Below are 17,912 nucleotides of genomic sequence, written 5' to 3' on the forward strand. Positions count from 1 at the left end.
TCATCATAGTTATACATATTTCATAAGCTTAAATCCTCATTTCAAGATTTCTTTGAGAAAAATACTTCCTTGCTTCAAACACTGAAGCTGTGAGTGACGTCTAAAGTTCATTTAGTTTAGAGGTGACAATGGCTAAGCCGGACTGGGGCGAGCTGCAGAAGCGGTTCCTGTCTGATCACGCTGCTACTGGCATATCCCCTAAGAAATGGTGCGAGACACATAATCTTAATTATGTAACTGCTCGCCGCTATATCAAGAAAACTGCTGCGCAAAATACAAAAATTTACCCGCAAAAGATAGTGCGCACTGCGCAGAATGATAAAAGCGCAGACGAGCTGGTGGCTATAAAGCTAAGCGCGAAGGTAAAGCACTTTATTGCTGAATACCTGAAGGATAATAACGCCACGGCAGCCGCTGCACGTGCTGGCTATAGTGACCCAAACTATGGTCGTCAGCTAATAGCGAATCCTAACGTTGCGCAGGCGATTGCGCAGCAGCAAAAAGCCTCCATTGAGCGCACGCTTGGCAGTGCCGATGAAGTCCTCGCACAGATGTGGCAGCTTGCCACCTTCGATGCAAACCAACTTTCGCAGTATCGTCGTGGCGCGTGTCGTTACTGCTGGGGCTTCGGTCACCAGTACCAATGGCGCGATATGGTGGAGTTCGAAGAGAAACGCCTCGAAGCGGTGGAGCGGAAGAGTCGCGAGCCCGCTGATGTTGGTGGCTATGGCTACGATCACACTCGAGAGCCTAACCCTGGCTGTCCGCGCTGCAACGGCGATGGTATTGGCCAGCCGTATTTCGCCGACACCCGGAAACTCTCCCCTGTTGCTGCTCTGGCTTATTCCGGTGTGAAGCTGGGGAAGAATGGCGTCGAGATAACAGCTATCAGCCGTGAGCGAATGTTCGAAGCGGTAATGAAGCGGCTTGGCCTGGCGGATAGCGAATTCGCGCAGCGTCTCCAGCAGATCGAAATCGACCGTCGGCTGCTGGAGGTGGAAAAACTCCGCAAAGAGCTGGCCGGTGATGGTGATGATGACGAACCGACCCCAGTTCAGATCAATATCAACGTAGTGGACGCGAGGGCGGAAGATGGGGATCAGCCCGACACTTAACATTCCTCAGGCGCGTTTCCTCGCGATGCAGCACAAATTCAAAGCCTACGTTGCCGGGTTCGGTTCCGGTAAGACGTGGGTGGGTTGTGGGGGCATCTGTAAGGGGATGTGGGAGCACCCTAAAATCAACCAGGGTTATTTCGCGCCAACTTACCCGCAGATTCGTGACATCTTCTATCCGACGATCGAAGAGGTGGCCTTTGACTGGGGGCTGAGCGTCATAATCAATGAGGGGAACAAAGAGGTTCACTTCTACGAGGGGCGACGATACCGCGGGACCACAATCTGCCGCTCAATGGAGAAGCCCGTCTCGATAGTCGGTTTCAAAATCGGTAACGCGATGGTTGATGAGCTGGACGTCATGGCGGCAGCCAAAGCGCAACAGGCATGGCGAAAAATCATAGCCCGTATGCGTTACAAGGTCGATGGGTTGCGTAACGGCATCGATGTCACCACAACGCCGGAAGGCTTCAAATTCGTTTACCAGCAGTTCGTGAAGGCGGTGCGTGAAAACCCCGAGCTTTCTGCTCTGTACGGTCTGATACAGGCCAGTACGTTCGACAACGCGAAGAACCTGCCCCCGGATTACATCCCGTCGCTGCTGAGTTCTTATCCTGATGAACTGATTCAGGCATACCTGCGCGGGAAGTTCACGAACCTCAATAGCGGAACCATTTACCACACCTTTAACCGTAAGCTGAACAACTGTTCTGACGAGATTAAGGATGGGGATCCGCTGTTTATCGGTATGGACTTCAACGTTGGAAAAATGGCCGCGATTGTTCACGTAAAGCGTAACGGGCTACCGCGAGCGGTTCGCGAGCTGGTGAAGGTCTACGACACGCCGGCGATGATTAAGCGTATACAGGAAGAGTTCTGGCGCTACGAGGATGGTCGCTACGTGAAGAGCCGGGAGATTTACATCTATCCGGATGCCTCTGGCGACTCCCGCAAGTCCCAGAACGCCAGCAAGACCGATATCGCTCAGCTCAACGATGCCGGATTCAGCGTCATTGTTGATGATGCCAACCCGCCGGTTAAAGACCGCATCAACTCGATGAACGCCATGTTCTGTAACGCCAACGGCGAGCGCCGTTATCTGGTGAACGTCCAGAATTGCCCGGTCTACACCGAAAGCCTCGAACAACAGGTCTGGGCAGCGAACGGAGAGCCGGACAAAAAAGCTGATAACGATCACCCCAATGATGCTGGTGGGTACTTCATTGTGAAGGATTACCCCATCGTGAAACCCGCATACTCAATCACCATGGACACCACTTTCTGATATGGCAAACGACGACATCACCTGGGTTCGACCAGAACACCGGGCGGCTTCTGCTGCCTGGCGGAAATATAGAGATTTTTGCAAAGGAGCTGAGGCCGTAAAAGCGGCGGGCAATAAGTATTTGCCTTATCTCGATCCAACCGATAAATCCACGCGCAACCGTAAACGCAATGAAGATTATCTGCGCCGCGCTGTATTTTACGCCATTGCGGGTAATACGAAGATCGGCATGCTTGGCATGGCATATCGAAAGGATCCCACCTTTAACGGTCCTGAAAAGCTGAAATACCTGCTGGATAATGCTGACGGTGCTGGTACCAGCATCTATCAACAGTCGCAGCTGGTGGCCGAGAACGTGCTGGAGGTGGCGCGAGAGGGGCTTTATGTTGACTATGCAGAAGCATCCGACGAAGCGATCATCCTCCGCTATCCGGCAGAGAACATCATCAACTGGCGGACAAAGCGAATTAACGGGCGCGATCAGCTGGTGCTGGTGGTCCTGCGTGAATGCGTAGAAGAGCCGGATGGTTATGCTTACAAGGATGAAATACAGTACCGGGAGCTGGCGCTGGAAGAAGGGCGGTTCATATGCCGGGTATGGCGCCGGGCTGATGGCACAGCAAGCGGAACCTACACCGTCGACAGCGAATATCATCCGAAGCCTAAAGGAAAGGACTACTGGGATGAAATTCCGTTTACCTTTGTCGGCGCCCAGAACAACGATCCCACTATCGATGATTCACCGCTGGCCGCGCTGGTGGAGATAAACCATGGCCATTATCGAAACAGCGCTGACTATGAGGACAGCGTGTGGTTCTGTGGTCAGGTGCAGCCGTATATGACTGGGCTTGATACCAACTGGCGCGATTACCTTGAGAAGGCCGGAGTAAAAATTGGTTCCCGTTCACCGCTAATGCTTCCCAGAGAAGGCTCGTTTGGCTATGCCCAGGCGCAGCCGAACATGCTGGCTAAAGAGGCCATGGACAGCAAGCGCGATTACATGGTGCAGCTGGGCGCCCGACTGATTGAGCAGAACGCCACGGCCAAGACTGCTACCCAGGCGAGCGGTGAGCAGACATCATCAACATCGGTGCTAGGTATCTGCGTTTCGAACGTTTCTGAGGCTTACACGCTGGCGCTGGGCTGGTGTGCAAAGTACCTGGGCATTAATGGGGATGAGCCAGCTTACATCATCAACCAGGAATTTATAGCGAAGGTTGCCGAATCCGGGATGGTCACCGCCATTGTGAACGCTTGGCAGTCCGGCGCACTGCGCGATACTGACATGATCCGGGCACTTCAGAAACTCGACCTCATCAACCCGGCAGACAGCCCGGATGATGTGATTGATGCGCTCCGCAATCAGGCGCCCTCATTGACCGGGGGCTGAAATGGCAACAGTCAACGAAAGTTTGCGGGATGAGGCCATTGCTCATTCCGTCTGGATTAGCCGCTATGCGACAGGTGTCGCTAACCGGATGGTGAAGCTGCTTAACGAGACTGACGCAGAGCTATCTGCCCGTCTGCTGGATGCACTGGATCGGCTTCCGGCTGATAGCTTCACGGTTAGACGTCTGGAAAGCTTGCTCGGCAGCGTACGCGAACTTAACCATCAGGCTGTCGCTTCAATGCAGTCCGGGCTGGAAGGGGAACTGCTGGCGCTTTCCAGGAACGAGGTCAGTTATCAGCTGAGCCTGTTCGATTCCCTTCTTCCCTCACAGGTGCTGGCACGCTACCCGCTACAGGGAATCACCGCCGATATGGTTTATGCTGCGGCGATGGCTCAGCCATTTCAGGGGCGCCTGCTGAGTGAGTGGGCGGAGAATCTGGAATCGGACAGGCTGGCGCGGGTCATAAACGCTGTACGCCGTGGCTACCTTGCTGGCGACACGGTTGAAACCATCGCCCGAAGCGTGCGCGGCCATGCCAATAAAGACTATCGCGACGGCGCGCTCCAGATGAGCAGGGCAAATGCCGCAAGCATCGCTAAAACTGCCGTTAATCATCTGGCTGCCACCGCGCGCAACAGCTTCACCAGCGCCAACAGCGACATCATGAAGGGTAAGCAGTGGCTGTCTACGCTGGATAATAAAACCAGCCACGACTGCATCATTCGCGACCTGCTGCGCTACACCCTGGATAATAAACCGGTCGGGCATAAGGTACCTTACCTGCAAGGACCCGGGAAAATTCATTTCTGCTGCCGTTCTACCGAAACCCTGATTCTGAAGTCGTGGCGCGAACTCGGTATCGATATCGATGAAATGGACGATGGTACCCGCGCCAGCATGGACGGACAGGTACCTGCTAAAACTACGTATCTTGAATGGCTCGCGCGTCAGCCGGCACAACGCCAGGATCAGGTTCTGGGTGCCGAGCGTGGCCGTCTGTTCCGCACGGGTGAAATCGACCTGGCTGATATGTTCACTGACAAAGGCGAGTGGATCAGCCTGGAACGTCTTAAGCAGCTATCAGGTCCTTGAACCTGACAACCATCACTTTCTACACGCCCTGGCATCCGCCGGGGCTTTTTTATGGGCGAGGCCCGACAAAATCCCGAGGGGAAATTATGTTAATTCGAAACATGCTTCTGAAATATTACGCATCTGAAAGCGGCGGTGAGGGCAGTGGTGGCGGTTGTATCGAAATCACCCCCGAAATCCAGAAGCTGATTGATGAGCGTGTGACCAGTGAAGTCACTGGCCTGAAATCGAAAAACTCTGAACTACTGGGCACCATCAAACAGCAAAAAGAAAACCTGTCACGTTTTGACGGTATCGACCCAGACGCTGTACGCGGCATTCTCCAGCGTTTTTCTGACGATGAAGAGGCGAAGCTTATCGCCGCCGGAAAAATTGACGAGGTGCTGGATAAGCGTACCGAGCGCCTGCGTGCCGACGTTGATAAGCAGATCAAAGCGGCGAACGAGCGCGCGGAAAAAGCTGAAGCGTTCTCCAACAAATTCCGGGATCGGGTCCTCGGGGATGCAATCCGTGCAGCAGCCTCTAAAGCGGGCGCGCTGCCGGAAGCTTCTGACGATCTGATTCTGCGTGCCAAAGGCACATTCCAGCTCAACGACGAAGGCGAGGCCGTAGCGGTTGATGCAAATGGCGATGTTCTGTTCGGTAAAGACGGCAAAACTCCACTAAGCCCGCTTGAGTGGGCGGAGTCACTCAAGGAGACGGCTCCGCATCTGTTCCCTCGCGCAGAAGGTACGGGCGCGGGCGGACATAAGCCAAACGGCGGTGGAAGCCTGAAACGTTCCGAAATGAGCGCCAGCGACAAAGCGGACTACATCCGCAAACACGGCCAGCAGGCCTTCCTCAAACTTCCGAAATAAGGGCTTTAAACCATGGCAACGACTGTTAATACCGACCTGGTTATTTATGACGATCTGGCGCAGACCGCGTTTCTTGAGCGTCGCCAGGACAATCTGGAAGTGTTCAACGCTTCCTCCAACGGTGCGATTTTGCTGGATAACGAACTGATTGAAGGCGACTTCCGTAAACGTGCCTTCTACAAAGTTGGTGGTTCCATTGAGTCGCGCAATGTGAACTCTGTCGATAAAGTCACAGGTAAAAAAATCGGTGCCGGTGAAGCGGTATCCGTTAAAGCACCGTGGAAATACGGCCCGTATGAAACCACGGAAGAGGCCTTTAAACGCCGTGGCCGCTCCGTTGATGAGTTCTCCGAAGTGATCGGCGTTGATGTTGCAGATGCCACGCTTGAAGGCTATGTGAAATATGGCCTGAAAGCACTGACTGCGGCGATTGGTGCTAACGCCGACATGGTCGTAACCGCCGACATTGAGACCGACGGTAAAAAGACCCTGACGCGTGGTTTGCGCAAATACGGCGACAAGTTTAACCGCGTGGTTCTGTTCGTGATGCACTCCGCGACCTACTTCGACATTGTGGATGAGGCGATTGCCAACAAAATTTACGAAGAAGCGGGCGTGGTGGTTTACGGCGGGCAGCCAGGCACCCTGGGTAAACCTGTGCTGGTGACCGACACCATGGACGCTGATGCGATCCTTGGGCTGGTAGCTGGTGCGGTTACCGTCACCGAATCTCAGGCGCCGGGCTTCCGTTCCTACGATATCAACGATCAGGAAAACCTTGCGGTTGGCTATCGCGCTGAAGGCGTGGTGAACGTTGACCTGCTGGGTTACAGCTGGGATACCGCCAAAGGTGATAACCCTGACCTGACCGCCATCGGCACTGCGGGCAACTGGAAGAAACACTTCACCAGCAACAAATCCACTGCGGGCGTTCTCATCAAGCTCGGCGGCGGTAGCTAATCATCACAAAGGGGCTTTGGCCCCTTTTTTATGCGCATCGCACGCGCACATCGAAGAAAGTCTTTCAGCTGTGAGCCTGGGCAAACCGTTAACTTTCGGCGGCTTTGCCGTGCGACAGGCTCACGTCTAAAAGGGAAATCAAATGCAGGTCACTATTGATGGTGTCCCGTTTGTGCCTGCCTGCGCTTCAGCGTCACGGATTGGCATTGCCATAACTACCCATAACCGGCCAGACGTTTTAAAGCGCGCCATTGAGCAGCATACCAAACATCTTCCTGTCGGTGCGCAGGTGGTGGTTATCGACGACGGCTCTAAACCTCCCGCCGTAGTACCAGACGGCGTGCAGCTGCGTCGCCATGAAACATCACTTGGCATTGTTGCTTCGAAGAACGCCAGTTTAACCGCGCTTATGGACGCCGGGTGTGAGCATCTTTTCCTTTGGGACGATGACGCCTGGCCCATCGCTGATAACTGGCACCTGCCGTATATCGAATCCCACGAACCGCACCTGGCTTACCAGTTTCTAGATCTTGCTGGCACGAACAAGCTGAATGACCTTTCGGAGCTTTACCGTGACGATCAGCATGTGGCTTACACCGGGCAGCGCGGCGTGATGCTGTATTACCACCGTAGCGCTATCGAGAAGGTTGGCGGTTTTGATCCCGTTTACGGTCGCGGCATGTACGAACACAGCGACCTCGCGCTGCGCATCCATAATGCTGGCCTGACGACATGGGCTTACGGTGATGTGGCCGGTTCAGAAAAACTGATCCATTCTCTCGATGAGCATGAAGCCGTAGAGCGTTCGGTACCGCGTCCCGACCGACAGGCGCTGGTGGAACGTAACGTGAAGATCCACAACGAACGGCGTGATGCCGGGTTTACTGGTTACGTTGAATACCGCCAGCAGCGCGACGTGGTTATCACAACGCTGCTTACCAGCCAGCCTGACCCGCAGCGCGGCACAAAAATGGCGGCCTCTCCTGACATGCTGAGCAAATGGGCGGCCTCGCTTCGCCAGTGTGGTCGTATAGCGTTGGTGGATGAATTACTGACGGCCCCGGCAGATGTCGAGCTATGTCGCGTTCCTGACGTGAAGATGAATGTCTACTTTCGTCGCTGGTTGCACATCTGGCAGCACCTGCGAGATCACCCTGAATACCGGTTCGTCTGGTGTACCGATGGTACCGATGTCGAAATGCTTCGCGCGCCGTGGGAAGAAATGGAGGCAGGGAAGGTGTACGTCGGTTCTGAACCAAAGACCTACGTCGATTCCTGGGCAAAGCAGAATCATCCGGAGCGCATCTATCAGGAGTTCATTGAAGAGCACCGCAACGATGTGATGCTTAACGCTGGGCTGCTGGGGGGTACCCGCGCTGTTGTGATGGAGTTCGCTCACGGCATCATCCGTCTTTACTACCGGATCGAGAGCTATCGTTTCTGGAAGAAAGAACTGGCTGGCGCCGCGGTGGGCGACATGATGGCGTTCGGCATTGTTGCGAAGTCATTCGCTGACAGGCTGATCACAGGCCCTATGGTTCACACGGTATTCAAAACTGAGGGCATCGGTAAGGAGGCAGCGTGGTGGAAACACAAGTGAGGTTTGTTGTGGTTGGTCACCACGCCCGGACAGGACATGCACAACGTCTTGCTGCGCTGCTGGATGCTCATCTGCTGATTGATGACGGTAACCACGGTGCGAACTGGAATCATCGCCGCGCGCTTGAGTGGGCAGCAGAACAAACCTGCCGGGTAGTGGTGCTGGAAGACGACGCGATACCTGTTCACGGATTCATCAACAAGATAAGTGACTGGCTGGCCCGATTCCCTGATTCTCTCATCAGTTTCTATCTCGGTACCAGCAGGCCTCCGCAATGGCAACCAACTATTGCGGCAAAGTTGTCATCATGCAGGGAGACCTTAACCCTACCAACCCTGCTCCACGGTGTTTGCTATAGCATCCCCCAGAAGGAGCTGGCGGGTATTCTGGCTCGCTGGCCGCATCATCTCGCAGCCGATTTTGCTATCGGCAGAGCCTGGGGGCGGGAGGTGGTTTATCTGTCCGAATCTCTGGTTGAGCATGCAGACGGGCCAAGTGTTGAACGCCATCCGGATGGTAAGCCCAGAACTGAGGCCCGGCGTGCGTGGTCATTAGCCGACACCCTGGAGGAACTATGATTATCACCGACCCAACAGACCCGGGTTTTAACAGCTATGCCAGTGAGTCTGATTTAGTCGCTTTCGCTGAAGTGAGAGATATCGAGTTACCGAAAAAAATTGGCTCATTGCTAATTAAGGCGATGGACTATCTGGAAGGACTGGACTGGGTGGGACAGAAAGCTAACCCGCGCCAGCCATTGGCCTGGCCACGCGTGAACGTCGTCATGGACGGCTACGACCTCCCCGTGGATGAGGTGCCTCGGCAGGTCATTGCAGCTCAGTGCATGCTTGCAGTTGAGGCTATTGATGGTGATCTGCTCTCAAGTGTGCGTGAGGCAGCAGTGAAGACTGAACGTGTGGAAGGCGCTGTCACGATGACCTATGCGGTCGCAGATGGCGAAGTCTTTACACCGTCGTATCCTGCTGTGATGGGGCTGCTGGGCGATCTTGCTGGTGGTCGTGGCTACGCAATCAATGCATTTGCAGAGAGGGCATGACATGCCGGACCTGAAAGTTATTAACCTGGCGAGCAGAAAAGATGCTGATCTGGAACATAACCGAACAGAGGTTATTAGGCTTCTGGAAGAGGCGCTTCATGCTGCTCGCGAAGGCAATTATCGTAGCATGGCTATTTTGCTTATTGATGAAAGCGGTGCGGTTATGGATGCCTGGCATAGCGGTGGTTTTCCGTACGTTATGGTTGGCGCCATCGAATCACTCAAAACTGATTTTATCAATCTGCAAATCGAGAGGCGCTGACGAATGCCCATTGATTACCTACGTATGCAGGCCAGAACAACGCGCATGCTCAGGCAGAACGGAGCGTTATACAACGTCACCCGTAAAGGCTCGGTAACGGTTATCGGCGGCGTTGAGCATAAAACTGAAGAGGTCCGTTTTACTGCTGTGGGCGTGAAGACCGAATACGCGCCAGGCGAAATTGATGGAACGGTCATCGTAAACGGTGATGTTCGAATCGTCTTTACCGCAGAGCAGGAAATTAAAATCGGCGATGTGGTTGATCTAGACGGCACAGCCTACCGCGTTGTGAACCCCAACCCTGCAAAACCTGCCTCGCTGGTACTCTGCTACAAAGCGCAACTGAGGGCTTAACATGGGCGAGAACACGGCATTCCTCGCTGAAATCACAGCCTTCGTCAATAAGGCCAAAGCGAATCAAGAAGCTGTGGTGCGCACGGTTGGTATTAAAATACTTAACCAACTGGTGATGATGTCTCCAGTGGGCAACCCGGAGTTGTGGGAGGTTAACCAGACAGCTGTTTCCTATAATCGCGCTGTTTACGACCATAACGAAGCGCAGCGGGCCAATCCCGACAACCTGACCAAAACCGGGCGGCTTAAGAAAAAAGCCCGGCTGGTGGATGGGATGGATATCAAAGCACCGCCAGGGTATACGGGCGGACGCTTTCGCGGTAACTGGCAGGTATCGTTTGATGCTCCGACAACTGATGAAACAGGAAGAGTAGATAAAACCGGTGATCTGACAAAAGCAGCCGGGAACTACACGCTGTCATTGTTCAAAGTCGGGATGAAGGCCATTTATTTCTGCAACAACGTGCCCTATGCCTACCCGCTTGAAATGGGGCATTCCACACAGGCGCCTGGCGGCATGGTTCGCATAACTGCCGCTGAGTTTCAACGCTTCTTTGAGGAAGCCGTAAGAGAGGTGCCCAGGTGATTCCAGATATTGCCGCGGCACTCGCCGCAAGGCTTGGTGAATGGGCTGATGCAGAAGGTATTCAGGTTGCATGGGAGAACGTGCCGTTTACACCCCCTGCTAACGAGATGTACCTGGTCGTTCACGATATGCCCGTTACGCCGCGAACAATCGATCTCGGCTTGCGCTGCCGGACTTATTCTGGCGTGTACCAGATCAATGTTGTGGCGCCGGCCGGTTCAGGTCGTTCCGCCGTGATTGCTCTGGCGGGCAGAGTGGTGAAGTTGTTCCCCGAAGGTCAGGAAATCGAAGGTCATGACTTTACGTGCTGGGTTAGCAGTGAGCCTGGCATATTCCGCGGCATCCCTACACCCGTGTCCTACACCGTTCCCGTAAGCTTCAACTACCGTGCTGATATAAGCACTTAACCCTCAACTTCTGTTATTCACCCACAACCGGCTAATGGCCGGTTTTTTTATATGCGAGGTAAAAGATGGCTTTCCATCTACCAAATGGCGCAACGGTATTTGTGGCGCCAGCTTCAGGCAACCCAATTACCATCACGGATATTTCTAACGCAGCAAACGCTGTATTAACGCTCAACGGTGGAACAGTCAAAGTAGGCGATGTCGTTCTGCTGAGTTCCCCATGGACCGCACTGGATAATCTGGTAGGTAAAGTAACAGTAGTCTCCGGCTCGCAGGCAACGATTGGTGGTGTAAACACTTCAAACACCAAAATTTTCCCGACCGGCTCTGGCTCTGGATCCCTCAGGATGGTTGAGTCTGCTGATTGGGTGCAGATCCCTCAAATCACTGAAGTATCCGCTGCTGGGGGCGAGCAGCAGTATTATCAATTCCAGTTCCTGGAAGATGACACGCAGCGAAGCCTGCCGACGTATAAATCTGCAAAAACGCAGACTTATACGGTCGCCCATGACTCTGACCAGCCGTTCTACCCGCTTCTGAAAGAGGCAGATCTTGCTGGCGACACTATCGCTGTTTACATGTACGTGCCTAAAGCAAAAGAAACACGTTACTGGTCAGTGGTGCCATCCTTCTCTGGTGAACCAAACCCTGTAGTTAACCAGATTGAAACAGTCACCGTCGCGTTTGCCGTACAGTCAAAAGGCACCACATTCTACAAAGACGCAGACACCACTCCAGGCAGCTAACCATCCACTTTCCAGCCCCGAAAGGGGCTTCAAGGATTTTTATTATGGCTACAAAATTTACGTTAAACCCGAAACCAACTTTTAAACTTTCGGTGAGCATTCCACGCCCTGGTGAAGACGACGGGGTGGTTGCTCTGATTGTCCGCCATAAAACCCGAAAGCAGTTGAAAGACATGGAAGATAACCTGAAGCGTGCCGCCGAACTGGTGGATGGCAGCGCCGATCAGGTGGATGCTCCCCTGAATTATCTGGCTGAAATTATTGAAAGCTGGAATATCGACAGTGAATACAACCGGGATAATCTTGCGTTGTTGCTTGAAAATTATCCCCGTGCTTTCGACTCCATTGTTGCCGCTTACACGAAAGAGTTGTACGCCGTCCGCGAAAAAAACTGATAGCGCTTGCCGAGGCGTGTTTTACGCCTGAACCCTCCGCTGAAGAATTAGCTGCATTCAGCATGACCCTGGACGATCTGGACGATGTTGAAATAGACGTCCTCCCTGATGTGTGGCCAGCATTCTGTATTTTCAGAGACATGTTTACACAATGGAGAACTGGTATCGGTGGGGTGACCGGGCTGGACTATAACGTCTTGCCCTGGATGATGAGGATTCACGGTATCGACGACGAGGCAGGCGCTTTACAGGATGTGAGGGTAATGGAGGCCGCAGCCCTCCGAACCATCCATAAAAATCAAAATCATTAACCCGGATTATCCGGGTTTTTATACCCGGAGATACCGAATGTCTGATATTGCAACGATCTCCCTGAAAGTTAATACCAGTGAACTGGAGCGAGGGAATCAGGAGCTTGATAACTTTCAGGCAACAGCTGCGGGTGCTGCTCAAAAGGCGGATAATCTCAACAGTGTTTTTCGGGCTGGCGCTCAGTCGGGTAAGCAACAAAACCAAAGCCTGAAGGAGCAGCAGCAGGAATTACAGAACCTCCTTAACCGAATCAATCCCACCAATAAAGCATTCGAAGAGCTTGATAAGATCTACGCGCAGCTGACGCAGGCTAATAAAAAAGGTCTGCTGCCCACCGAGCAATTCCGCGATTATGGTGCGATCCTGGACGACACCAGAAATAAGCTCCAACGCACGCACATGACTCTCACGGAAGAAGGACGTGCGCTGCTCGAACAGGAGGCCTCAGCGAAACGTGCGGCGCAGGCGGGAGAGGCGTTCGTTGCTTCATTGCAGGAGCAGGCTTCAGCAGTAGGGAAAACTCGCGCTGAAATTCTGGAGATGAAGGCTGCTCAGTTGGGGGTAGCTGAACAGTCTGCACCGTTCATTTCAAAACTGCGGGAACAGGAGGATGCCTGGAGGCATGGTGAAATTAGCGCTGGTCAGTACCGTAATGCAATGCGCCAGTTACCGATGCAGATCACCGACGTAGTGACCTCTCTCGCCTCAGGTATGCCGGTGTATATGGTGGCCATCCAGCAGGGGGGGCAGATCCGCGACTCCTTTGGAGGTGTTGGTAATGCGCTGAAGGCTGTTACGTCATTGATAACACCTGCCCGCATCGCTATCGGTGGACTCATTGGAACATTGGCACTGATGGGGGCTGTGGCTTTTAAATCATCCGAGCAATTCGATCGGGCGGCGTCATCAGTGTTGCTGATGGGGGGCGCAGGTTTCAAATCGCTTGAACAACTGAATTCAGTTGCAGCGAGGGTTGCATCGGAAACCGGTAATTCAGTCTCAGAAGTCACTGACACCTTAATCGACCTGAATAATCAGGGGAAAGCGAGTGGCCCTGAAATGGAGCGGATCGCAAAGGCAATGCTGGTGATGAAAGACGCCGGTATTGATACCAAAGACTCCATGGCAGACTTTGGTAAGATTCTTAAAGATCCAATTAAAGGGCTGGCCGAACTCAATGAAAAATACGGCTTCCTGACAGAAGCTGAAATGAAACATCTGATCCAACTTAAACAGACTAAAGGAGAGCAGGCCGCAGTTACGGAGGCGGTAAGACTTTATGCTGCCGTGATGGAGGAGCGCAGCAAAAAAGTCGTCGAAACAACAGATAATGTTGGCAGAGCATGGAAAACTGTAAGAACAACTGCGTCGAATGTGTTTGAGCAGATTGGGGTAACTCTTCGCGCCTGGGCCAATCAGGTTATCGATATTTTTGAATTAGTAAAAGCATCGATTAACGACCTATTCCTCAACATCACTTCTCTGGATGCCAAATTTACCGGGACGATCGCTGGTTGGGCAGAAAAAATACCTGGTGGGGGCGCCTTAGCTAATTTCCTCGGCATGGATATCGCGGCTATGAAAAAGGCCGGTGCAGAAGCTGATAAGGAAATTGAAGCGAACAGAAAGCGCTATGACATTTTGTGGAAGCGCATCACCGCACCTAATGCACAGGCAAATTATGAGGCTGAAGCTCGAGGTTCTGGTGTAACGGGAGAGGGGGGAGCCAACAGAGAATCCCGTAGCGCAGTAAGTAAGCTTGCTGACGAATCAGAAAGAAAAGGAAGAGCTGATAAGATCAGTATTGATGCCGCAACCCGAATGCTTCAGGAGTCTCGACAACGCCTGGCGGTATTGCGTCAACAGTCATTGCAAACGGAATCAATGACTGATGGTGAAAAACGATTGTTGGCCTTCAATCAGCAAATTGCTGATCTCAAGGAGAAGAAACAACTCACAGCTGATGAAAAATCTATTCTTACGCACCAAAAGGAAATTCGGCTGAGCATCGAGAAAGAGGCCAGTTTATCCCGGCAGATTGAGCATCAGAAGAAGATGAACGATCTGATGGACAGTGCACAGAAGTTGCAGCGTCAGCAAGAGGCTAAACGTGCCGAGGTTGCCTTACTCGCTACAGGTGGATCATCTCGAGATGCTCAGAGATGGATGGAACTCGATCGTATCGAGAAAGAGTATGCCCTAAATCCTAAGGCTCAGACGAAAGCCCTTTCTGAAATGCGCAAAACCTATAAAGCGCAGGACTCGCTTGAACAGAACTGGCGAGCTGGTGCTGTCAATGGGCTGAATGAATATCTTCAGACGGCGCAGAACGTTTATTCCTCAGTGTCGCAGGCAGCGCAAACTGCCCTCGGAGGTATTTCCGACATGATGACCAGCCTTGTCACAACAGGAACGGCATCTTTCAGACAGTTTGCGGCATCCATCCTCAAAATGATTGTTGAGATCATTAACCGATTGCTTGTGGCTTGGGCGGTACAGAAAGCTCTTGGTTGGATTTCTGGCTCATTCAATCCTCAAGGCGGCGGGGAAGGTAGCCCAAGTTTCGTTGGTCCGATACAACAGAAATGGGATGGCGGATACACTGGCGATGGCGGAAAATTCGAGCCAAAAGGCATCGTTCACGGCGGTGAGTTTGTATTCACCAAAGAGGCAACGTCTGCATTGGGTGTGGGTAATCTTTATGCCCTAATGCGTAATGCTCAGGGCTATGCAGATGGCGGGTTCGTTGGCCGTGCGCCAATGTATGGGCTAAACAGCGGTACGGGAACAGGCGGTTCTGCGCCAGTAATCAGTACAGTCGTAAACGTAGAGACCAACGGGAATGCTTCTGCTCAAACTAATGGTTCTGGTGATGCTATGGGCCGAGCGCTCGCAGATGAAATGCAGAATGCAGCCACCCGGGTTATCCAGAAACATCTTAAACCGGGAGGTATGATCTACACCTTCAGCAAAGGTAGATAGCCCGCTTCGGCGGGTTTTTTTATGGAGCAAATATGACAGTTGAAACATACAGCTGGCGCTCGCAGCTCGGTGCTGGCGCGATTGAATATAGCCAGGCGGTACGCGCAGCGCAGTTCGGTGATGGCTATGAGCAGGTGGCCGATAACGGTATTAACTCCACGGCTATTCAGATCCCTATGAAGCACACAGGCGCAGAATCGGAAGTGGACAGGATTCGTGATTTTCTCCTTGCTCATACCGTTAAAGCTTTCATCATTACGCCGCCAGGCGAGGAGAAGGGGCTTTACCGCGTCGTAGCAGATTCGGTTCGTAAAACGCAGATCAGCAGCAAATATGCTGAGTTGGCGTTCACCATCAAACGGGCTTACGGAGTGTACGCATAATGGCATTAGTCGATCAGGCGGCGATGCTGGCGCCGGGTGGCAGGGTCCGCCTGGTTGAAGTTGACGCCTCAGAGTTCAGTGGCGGGATCCACCGATTCCACTACGCACCTTTCCCCCATACACCCGAAGAGATCGATGTTGCCAATGGAGATGAACAAAAGCTCGGACCCAAGCCAATCGTCTTCGGTGGCAACACCTACGATTTTTGGCCGTTTCAGGTTTCAGGCCTGGAGCTATCAACAGAACAGGCGGCGGAGCCCACTCTAAGCGTCTCAAACCTTGACGGCCATATCACTGCGCTGTGCCTGCAATTTAAGGACATGGTTAACGCTAAAGTAAGCATTATCGATACCTATGCGGTTTATCTCGATGCCGTGAATTACCCTGGCGGTGTAAATCCTACAGCTGATTCGTCAATGTTCACGCTTCAGACCTTCTGGCTTGATACCAAAACCTCCGAAGATGATGAGGTGGTTACCTGGGCACTCAGTAGCCCGGCCGATTTGCAAAGCCTTGTGATCCCCACCAGACAAATCACATCGCTTTGTGAATGGGCGCTGCGCGGACAGTACCGTAGCGGCGATGGATGCACCTATAACGGTACTGCGTATTTTGACGCGAAAGGAAACCCAGTGTCAGATCCTGCCCTTGATGTTTGTGGCGGTTGTCTCAGTGACTGCCGTAAACGATTTGGCGCTGGCCTGACCGATCCTAACTCTGCAATCCTCGATTTTGGTGGCTTCCCGGCAACCGTTCTCTTCACACGATAACCGGACGTATCAATGAATAAAACCATAATGGCAGCTATCCGGACACATGCGCGGGAGGAATCCCCGCGTGAGTGCTGTGGCTTCGTTATTCAGTCTGGCCGTCGCCAGCGCTACATCCCCGTGCCGAATACCCACGAAAATCCGACAGAGCATTTTCGCATCGACGGCGAGCACTGGGCTAACGCCGAAGATATCGGGACGATTATTCGCGTTATCCACTCCCACCCGGGCGATGGGGCCCGGCCCATTCCGTCCGATTTTGACCGCCAGCAGTGCAACAACTCCGGCGTGGTCTGGGGTATTTACGCACCGGACAGCGATGAATACGCCGAGATAACGCCGGAGGCGGTGCCGCTTATTGGGCGTCCGTTTATCCTGGGCTCGAATGACTGCTGGGGGCTGATTATGGACTGGCATGCCATCCAAGGCGTCAAGCTGAACGATTTTCGCGTCGACTACCCGTGGTGGGAAAGCCAGTACCCTGACAACCTCTATTTCGAAAAGTGGGAGCGGGAAGGGTTCGTCGAGTGCGATCCGGCACCTGGCTGTATGGTCATTATGCAGGTTGATTCTGATAAGTGGAACCACGCGGGCATCATCACTGAAGAAGGTGAACTGCTCCACCACCTTTACGGCCAGCCTTCCTGCATTACCCCGTATGCCCGAGGCTATTTCAAAGACCGCACGATGATCTGCGTTCGTCACAAAGACCTGCCGCAGGAGATAAAGCCATGGCGCGTTTAACCACCATTCGTCTGTATGGCGGACTGGGCGCCCGCTTCGGGCGTGTGCATAAACTGGCAGTGCAGACATCTGCCGAAGCGGTAAAAGCCCTGTGCATCAATTTCGACGGGCTGGAAGACTATCTGATGAATGCCAAAAAAAACGGCATGACCTTCGCCGTGTTCCGCGGGAAAAGGAATATCGGCACTCAGGACTTCCAGGAGCTGACAGGAGACAGTGATATCCGCATTGCGCCGATTATGGAAGGTTCGAAAAAAGCCGGAGTATTTCAGACCATCCTGGGCGCTGTGATGGTGGTGGCTGGCATCGCGATTTCTTACTTTAGCTCCGGGGCTTTAGCTACCTTTGGCACAGGGCTTGCGATGTCGGGCGCGTCAATGATGGCCGGCGGTATTTACCAGATGCTTTCGCCCCAGCCCAAAGGGTTACAGGGGCGAGACGACCCTGACAATAAACCCTCTTATGCCTTCGGTGGCTCGGTGAATACCCTTGCGATGGGTAACCCGGTCGCGCTTCTTTATGGTGACCGCGAGATTGGTGGCGCCATCATCAGTGCGGGCATAGTCGCCGAAGATATCTGATAACACCTTTCTGAATATCAAGCACCCAGTCGG

At 53.2% G+C, this 17,912-nt stretch carries 21 protein-coding genes; all 21 read left to right on the forward strand.

All coding sequences use genetic code 11. The features are described from left to right. Positions 1–128 precede the first annotated feature (128 nt). The 21 genes from INF58_RS06310 (at position 129) to INF58_RS06410 (ending at position 17,879) form a co-directional block, all read left to right on the forward strand. Positions 129–1,115, forward strand: a complete 987-nt coding sequence (locus INF58_RS06310) for a terminase small subunit (RefSeq protein WP_193527271.1) — start codon at positions 129–131, stop codon at positions 1,113–1,115. Next, positions 1,093–2,400: a terminase large subunit domain-containing protein gene (locus INF58_RS06315; RefSeq protein ID WP_193527272.1), complete on the forward strand. Its 1,308-nt coding sequence runs from the start codon at positions 1,093–1,095 to the stop codon at positions 2,398–2,400. The genes INF58_RS06310 and INF58_RS06315 overlap by 23 nt, the downstream gene beginning before the upstream one ends. A gap of 1 nt (position 2,401) precedes the next feature. Continuing rightward, on the forward strand, positions 2,402–3,790 hold the full coding sequence (locus tag INF58_RS06320; protein WP_131636760.1) for a DUF4055 domain-containing protein: 1,389 nt from the start codon (positions 2,402–2,404) through the stop codon (positions 3,788–3,790). 1 nt (position 3,791) lies between these two features. Beyond that, on the forward strand, positions 3,792–4,883 hold the full coding sequence (locus INF58_RS06325; RefSeq protein ID WP_193527273.1) for a phage minor head protein: 1,092 nt from the start codon (positions 3,792–3,794) through the stop codon (positions 4,881–4,883). Positions 4,884–4,969: 86 nt separating this feature from the next. Next, positions 4,970–5,740, forward strand: coding sequence for a hypothetical protein (locus INF58_RS06330; protein ID WP_193527274.1), 771 nt, complete (start codon positions 4,970–4,972; stop codon positions 5,738–5,740). A 12-nt stretch (positions 5,741–5,752) separates the two neighbouring features. Further along, positions 5,753–6,700 (forward strand): major capsid protein, encoded by a 948-nt coding sequence (locus INF58_RS06335; protein ID WP_193527275.1) that lies wholly within the window; start codon positions 5,753–5,755, stop codon positions 6,698–6,700. 142 nt (positions 6,701–6,842) lie between these two features. Further along, positions 6,843–8,300: a glycosyltransferase family 2 protein gene (locus INF58_RS06340; protein ID WP_193527276.1), complete on the forward strand. Its 1,458-nt coding sequence runs from the start codon at positions 6,843–6,845 to the stop codon at positions 8,298–8,300. Then, the gene (locus INF58_RS06345) at positions 8,282–8,878 is read left to right on the forward strand and encodes a hypothetical protein (RefSeq protein ID WP_193527277.1); all 597 of its coding nucleotides are present in this window, start codon (positions 8,282–8,284) and stop codon (positions 8,876–8,878) included. The genes INF58_RS06340 and INF58_RS06345 overlap by 19 nt, the downstream gene beginning before the upstream one ends. After that, a complete protein-coding gene (locus INF58_RS06350; protein WP_193527278.1) occupies positions 8,875–9,357 on the forward strand; it encodes a DnaT-like ssDNA-binding protein in 483 nt (160 codons plus the stop codon). Before INF58_RS06345 ends, INF58_RS06350 begins: the two co-directional genes overlap by 4 nt. Before the next feature lies 1 nt (position 9,358). Further along, positions 9,359–9,619 carry a hypothetical protein gene (locus INF58_RS06355; RefSeq protein ID WP_032654540.1) on the forward strand — a complete coding sequence of 87 codons (261 nt, stop codon included), beginning with the start codon at positions 9,359–9,361 and terminating at the stop codon, positions 9,617–9,619. A gap of 3 nt (positions 9,620–9,622) precedes the next feature. Then, positions 9,623–9,973 carry a hypothetical protein gene (locus INF58_RS06360; RefSeq protein ID WP_193527279.1) on the forward strand — a complete coding sequence of 117 codons (351 nt, stop codon included), beginning with the start codon at positions 9,623–9,625 and terminating at the stop codon, positions 9,971–9,973. 1 nt (position 9,974) lies between these two features. Beyond that, positions 9,975–10,559 (forward strand): hypothetical protein, encoded by a 585-nt coding sequence (locus INF58_RS06365; protein WP_193527280.1) that lies wholly within the window; start codon positions 9,975–9,977, stop codon positions 10,557–10,559. Continuing rightward, complete coding sequence (locus tag INF58_RS06370) at positions 10,556–10,966, forward strand: DUF4128 domain-containing protein (RefSeq protein ID WP_193527281.1); 411 nt, start codon at positions 10,556–10,558, stop codon at positions 10,964–10,966. Before INF58_RS06365 ends, INF58_RS06370 begins: the two co-directional genes overlap by 4 nt. Positions 10,967–11,031: 65 nt before the next feature. Then, the gene (locus tag INF58_RS06375; RefSeq protein ID WP_193527282.1) at positions 11,032–11,712 is read left to right on the forward strand and encodes a phage tail protein; all 681 of its coding nucleotides are present in this window, start codon (positions 11,032–11,034) and stop codon (positions 11,710–11,712) included. 44 nt (positions 11,713–11,756) lie between these two features. Further along, positions 11,757–12,107, forward strand: a complete 351-nt coding sequence (locus tag INF58_RS06380; RefSeq protein ID WP_193527283.1) for a phage tail assembly chaperone — start codon at positions 11,757–11,759, stop codon at positions 12,105–12,107. A 62-nt stretch (positions 12,108–12,169) separates the two neighbouring features. Continuing rightward, positions 12,170–12,418, forward strand: coding sequence for a DUF1799 domain-containing protein (locus tag INF58_RS06385; RefSeq protein WP_060460419.1), 249 nt, complete (start codon positions 12,170–12,172; stop codon positions 12,416–12,418). A 37-nt stretch (positions 12,419–12,455) separates the two neighbouring features. Further along, positions 12,456–15,401: a phage tail tape measure protein gene (locus INF58_RS06390; RefSeq protein WP_193527284.1), complete on the forward strand. Its 2,946-nt coding sequence runs from the start codon at positions 12,456–12,458 to the stop codon at positions 15,399–15,401. A 32-nt stretch (positions 15,402–15,433) separates the two neighbouring features. Further along, entirely contained in the window at positions 15,434–15,784 is a 351-nt protein-coding gene (locus INF58_RS06395) for a phage tail protein (protein WP_193527285.1), read from the forward strand. After that, positions 15,784–16,554, forward strand: a complete 771-nt coding sequence (locus INF58_RS06400; RefSeq protein ID WP_193527286.1) for a phage minor tail protein L — start codon at positions 15,784–15,786, stop codon at positions 16,552–16,554. Before INF58_RS06395 ends, INF58_RS06400 begins: the two co-directional genes overlap by 1 nt. A 12-nt stretch (positions 16,555–16,566) precedes the next feature. Beyond that, positions 16,567–17,298 (forward strand): C40 family peptidase, encoded by a 732-nt coding sequence (locus INF58_RS06405; protein WP_193527287.1) that lies wholly within the window; start codon positions 16,567–16,569, stop codon positions 17,296–17,298. After that, positions 17,286–17,879 (forward strand): tail assembly protein, encoded by a 594-nt coding sequence (locus INF58_RS06410; protein ID WP_193527288.1) that lies wholly within the window; start codon positions 17,286–17,288, stop codon positions 17,877–17,879. The genes INF58_RS06405 and INF58_RS06410 overlap by 13 nt, the downstream gene beginning before the upstream one ends. The last annotated feature ends 33 nt before the right edge of the window (positions 17,880–17,912 follow it).

The sequence above is a fragment of the Enterobacter cloacae complex sp. P24RS genome (assembly GCF_014982165.1).
GTDB classification, from domain to species: Bacteria; Pseudomonadota; Gammaproteobacteria; order Enterobacterales; family Enterobacteriaceae; genus Enterobacter; species Enterobacter quasihormaechei.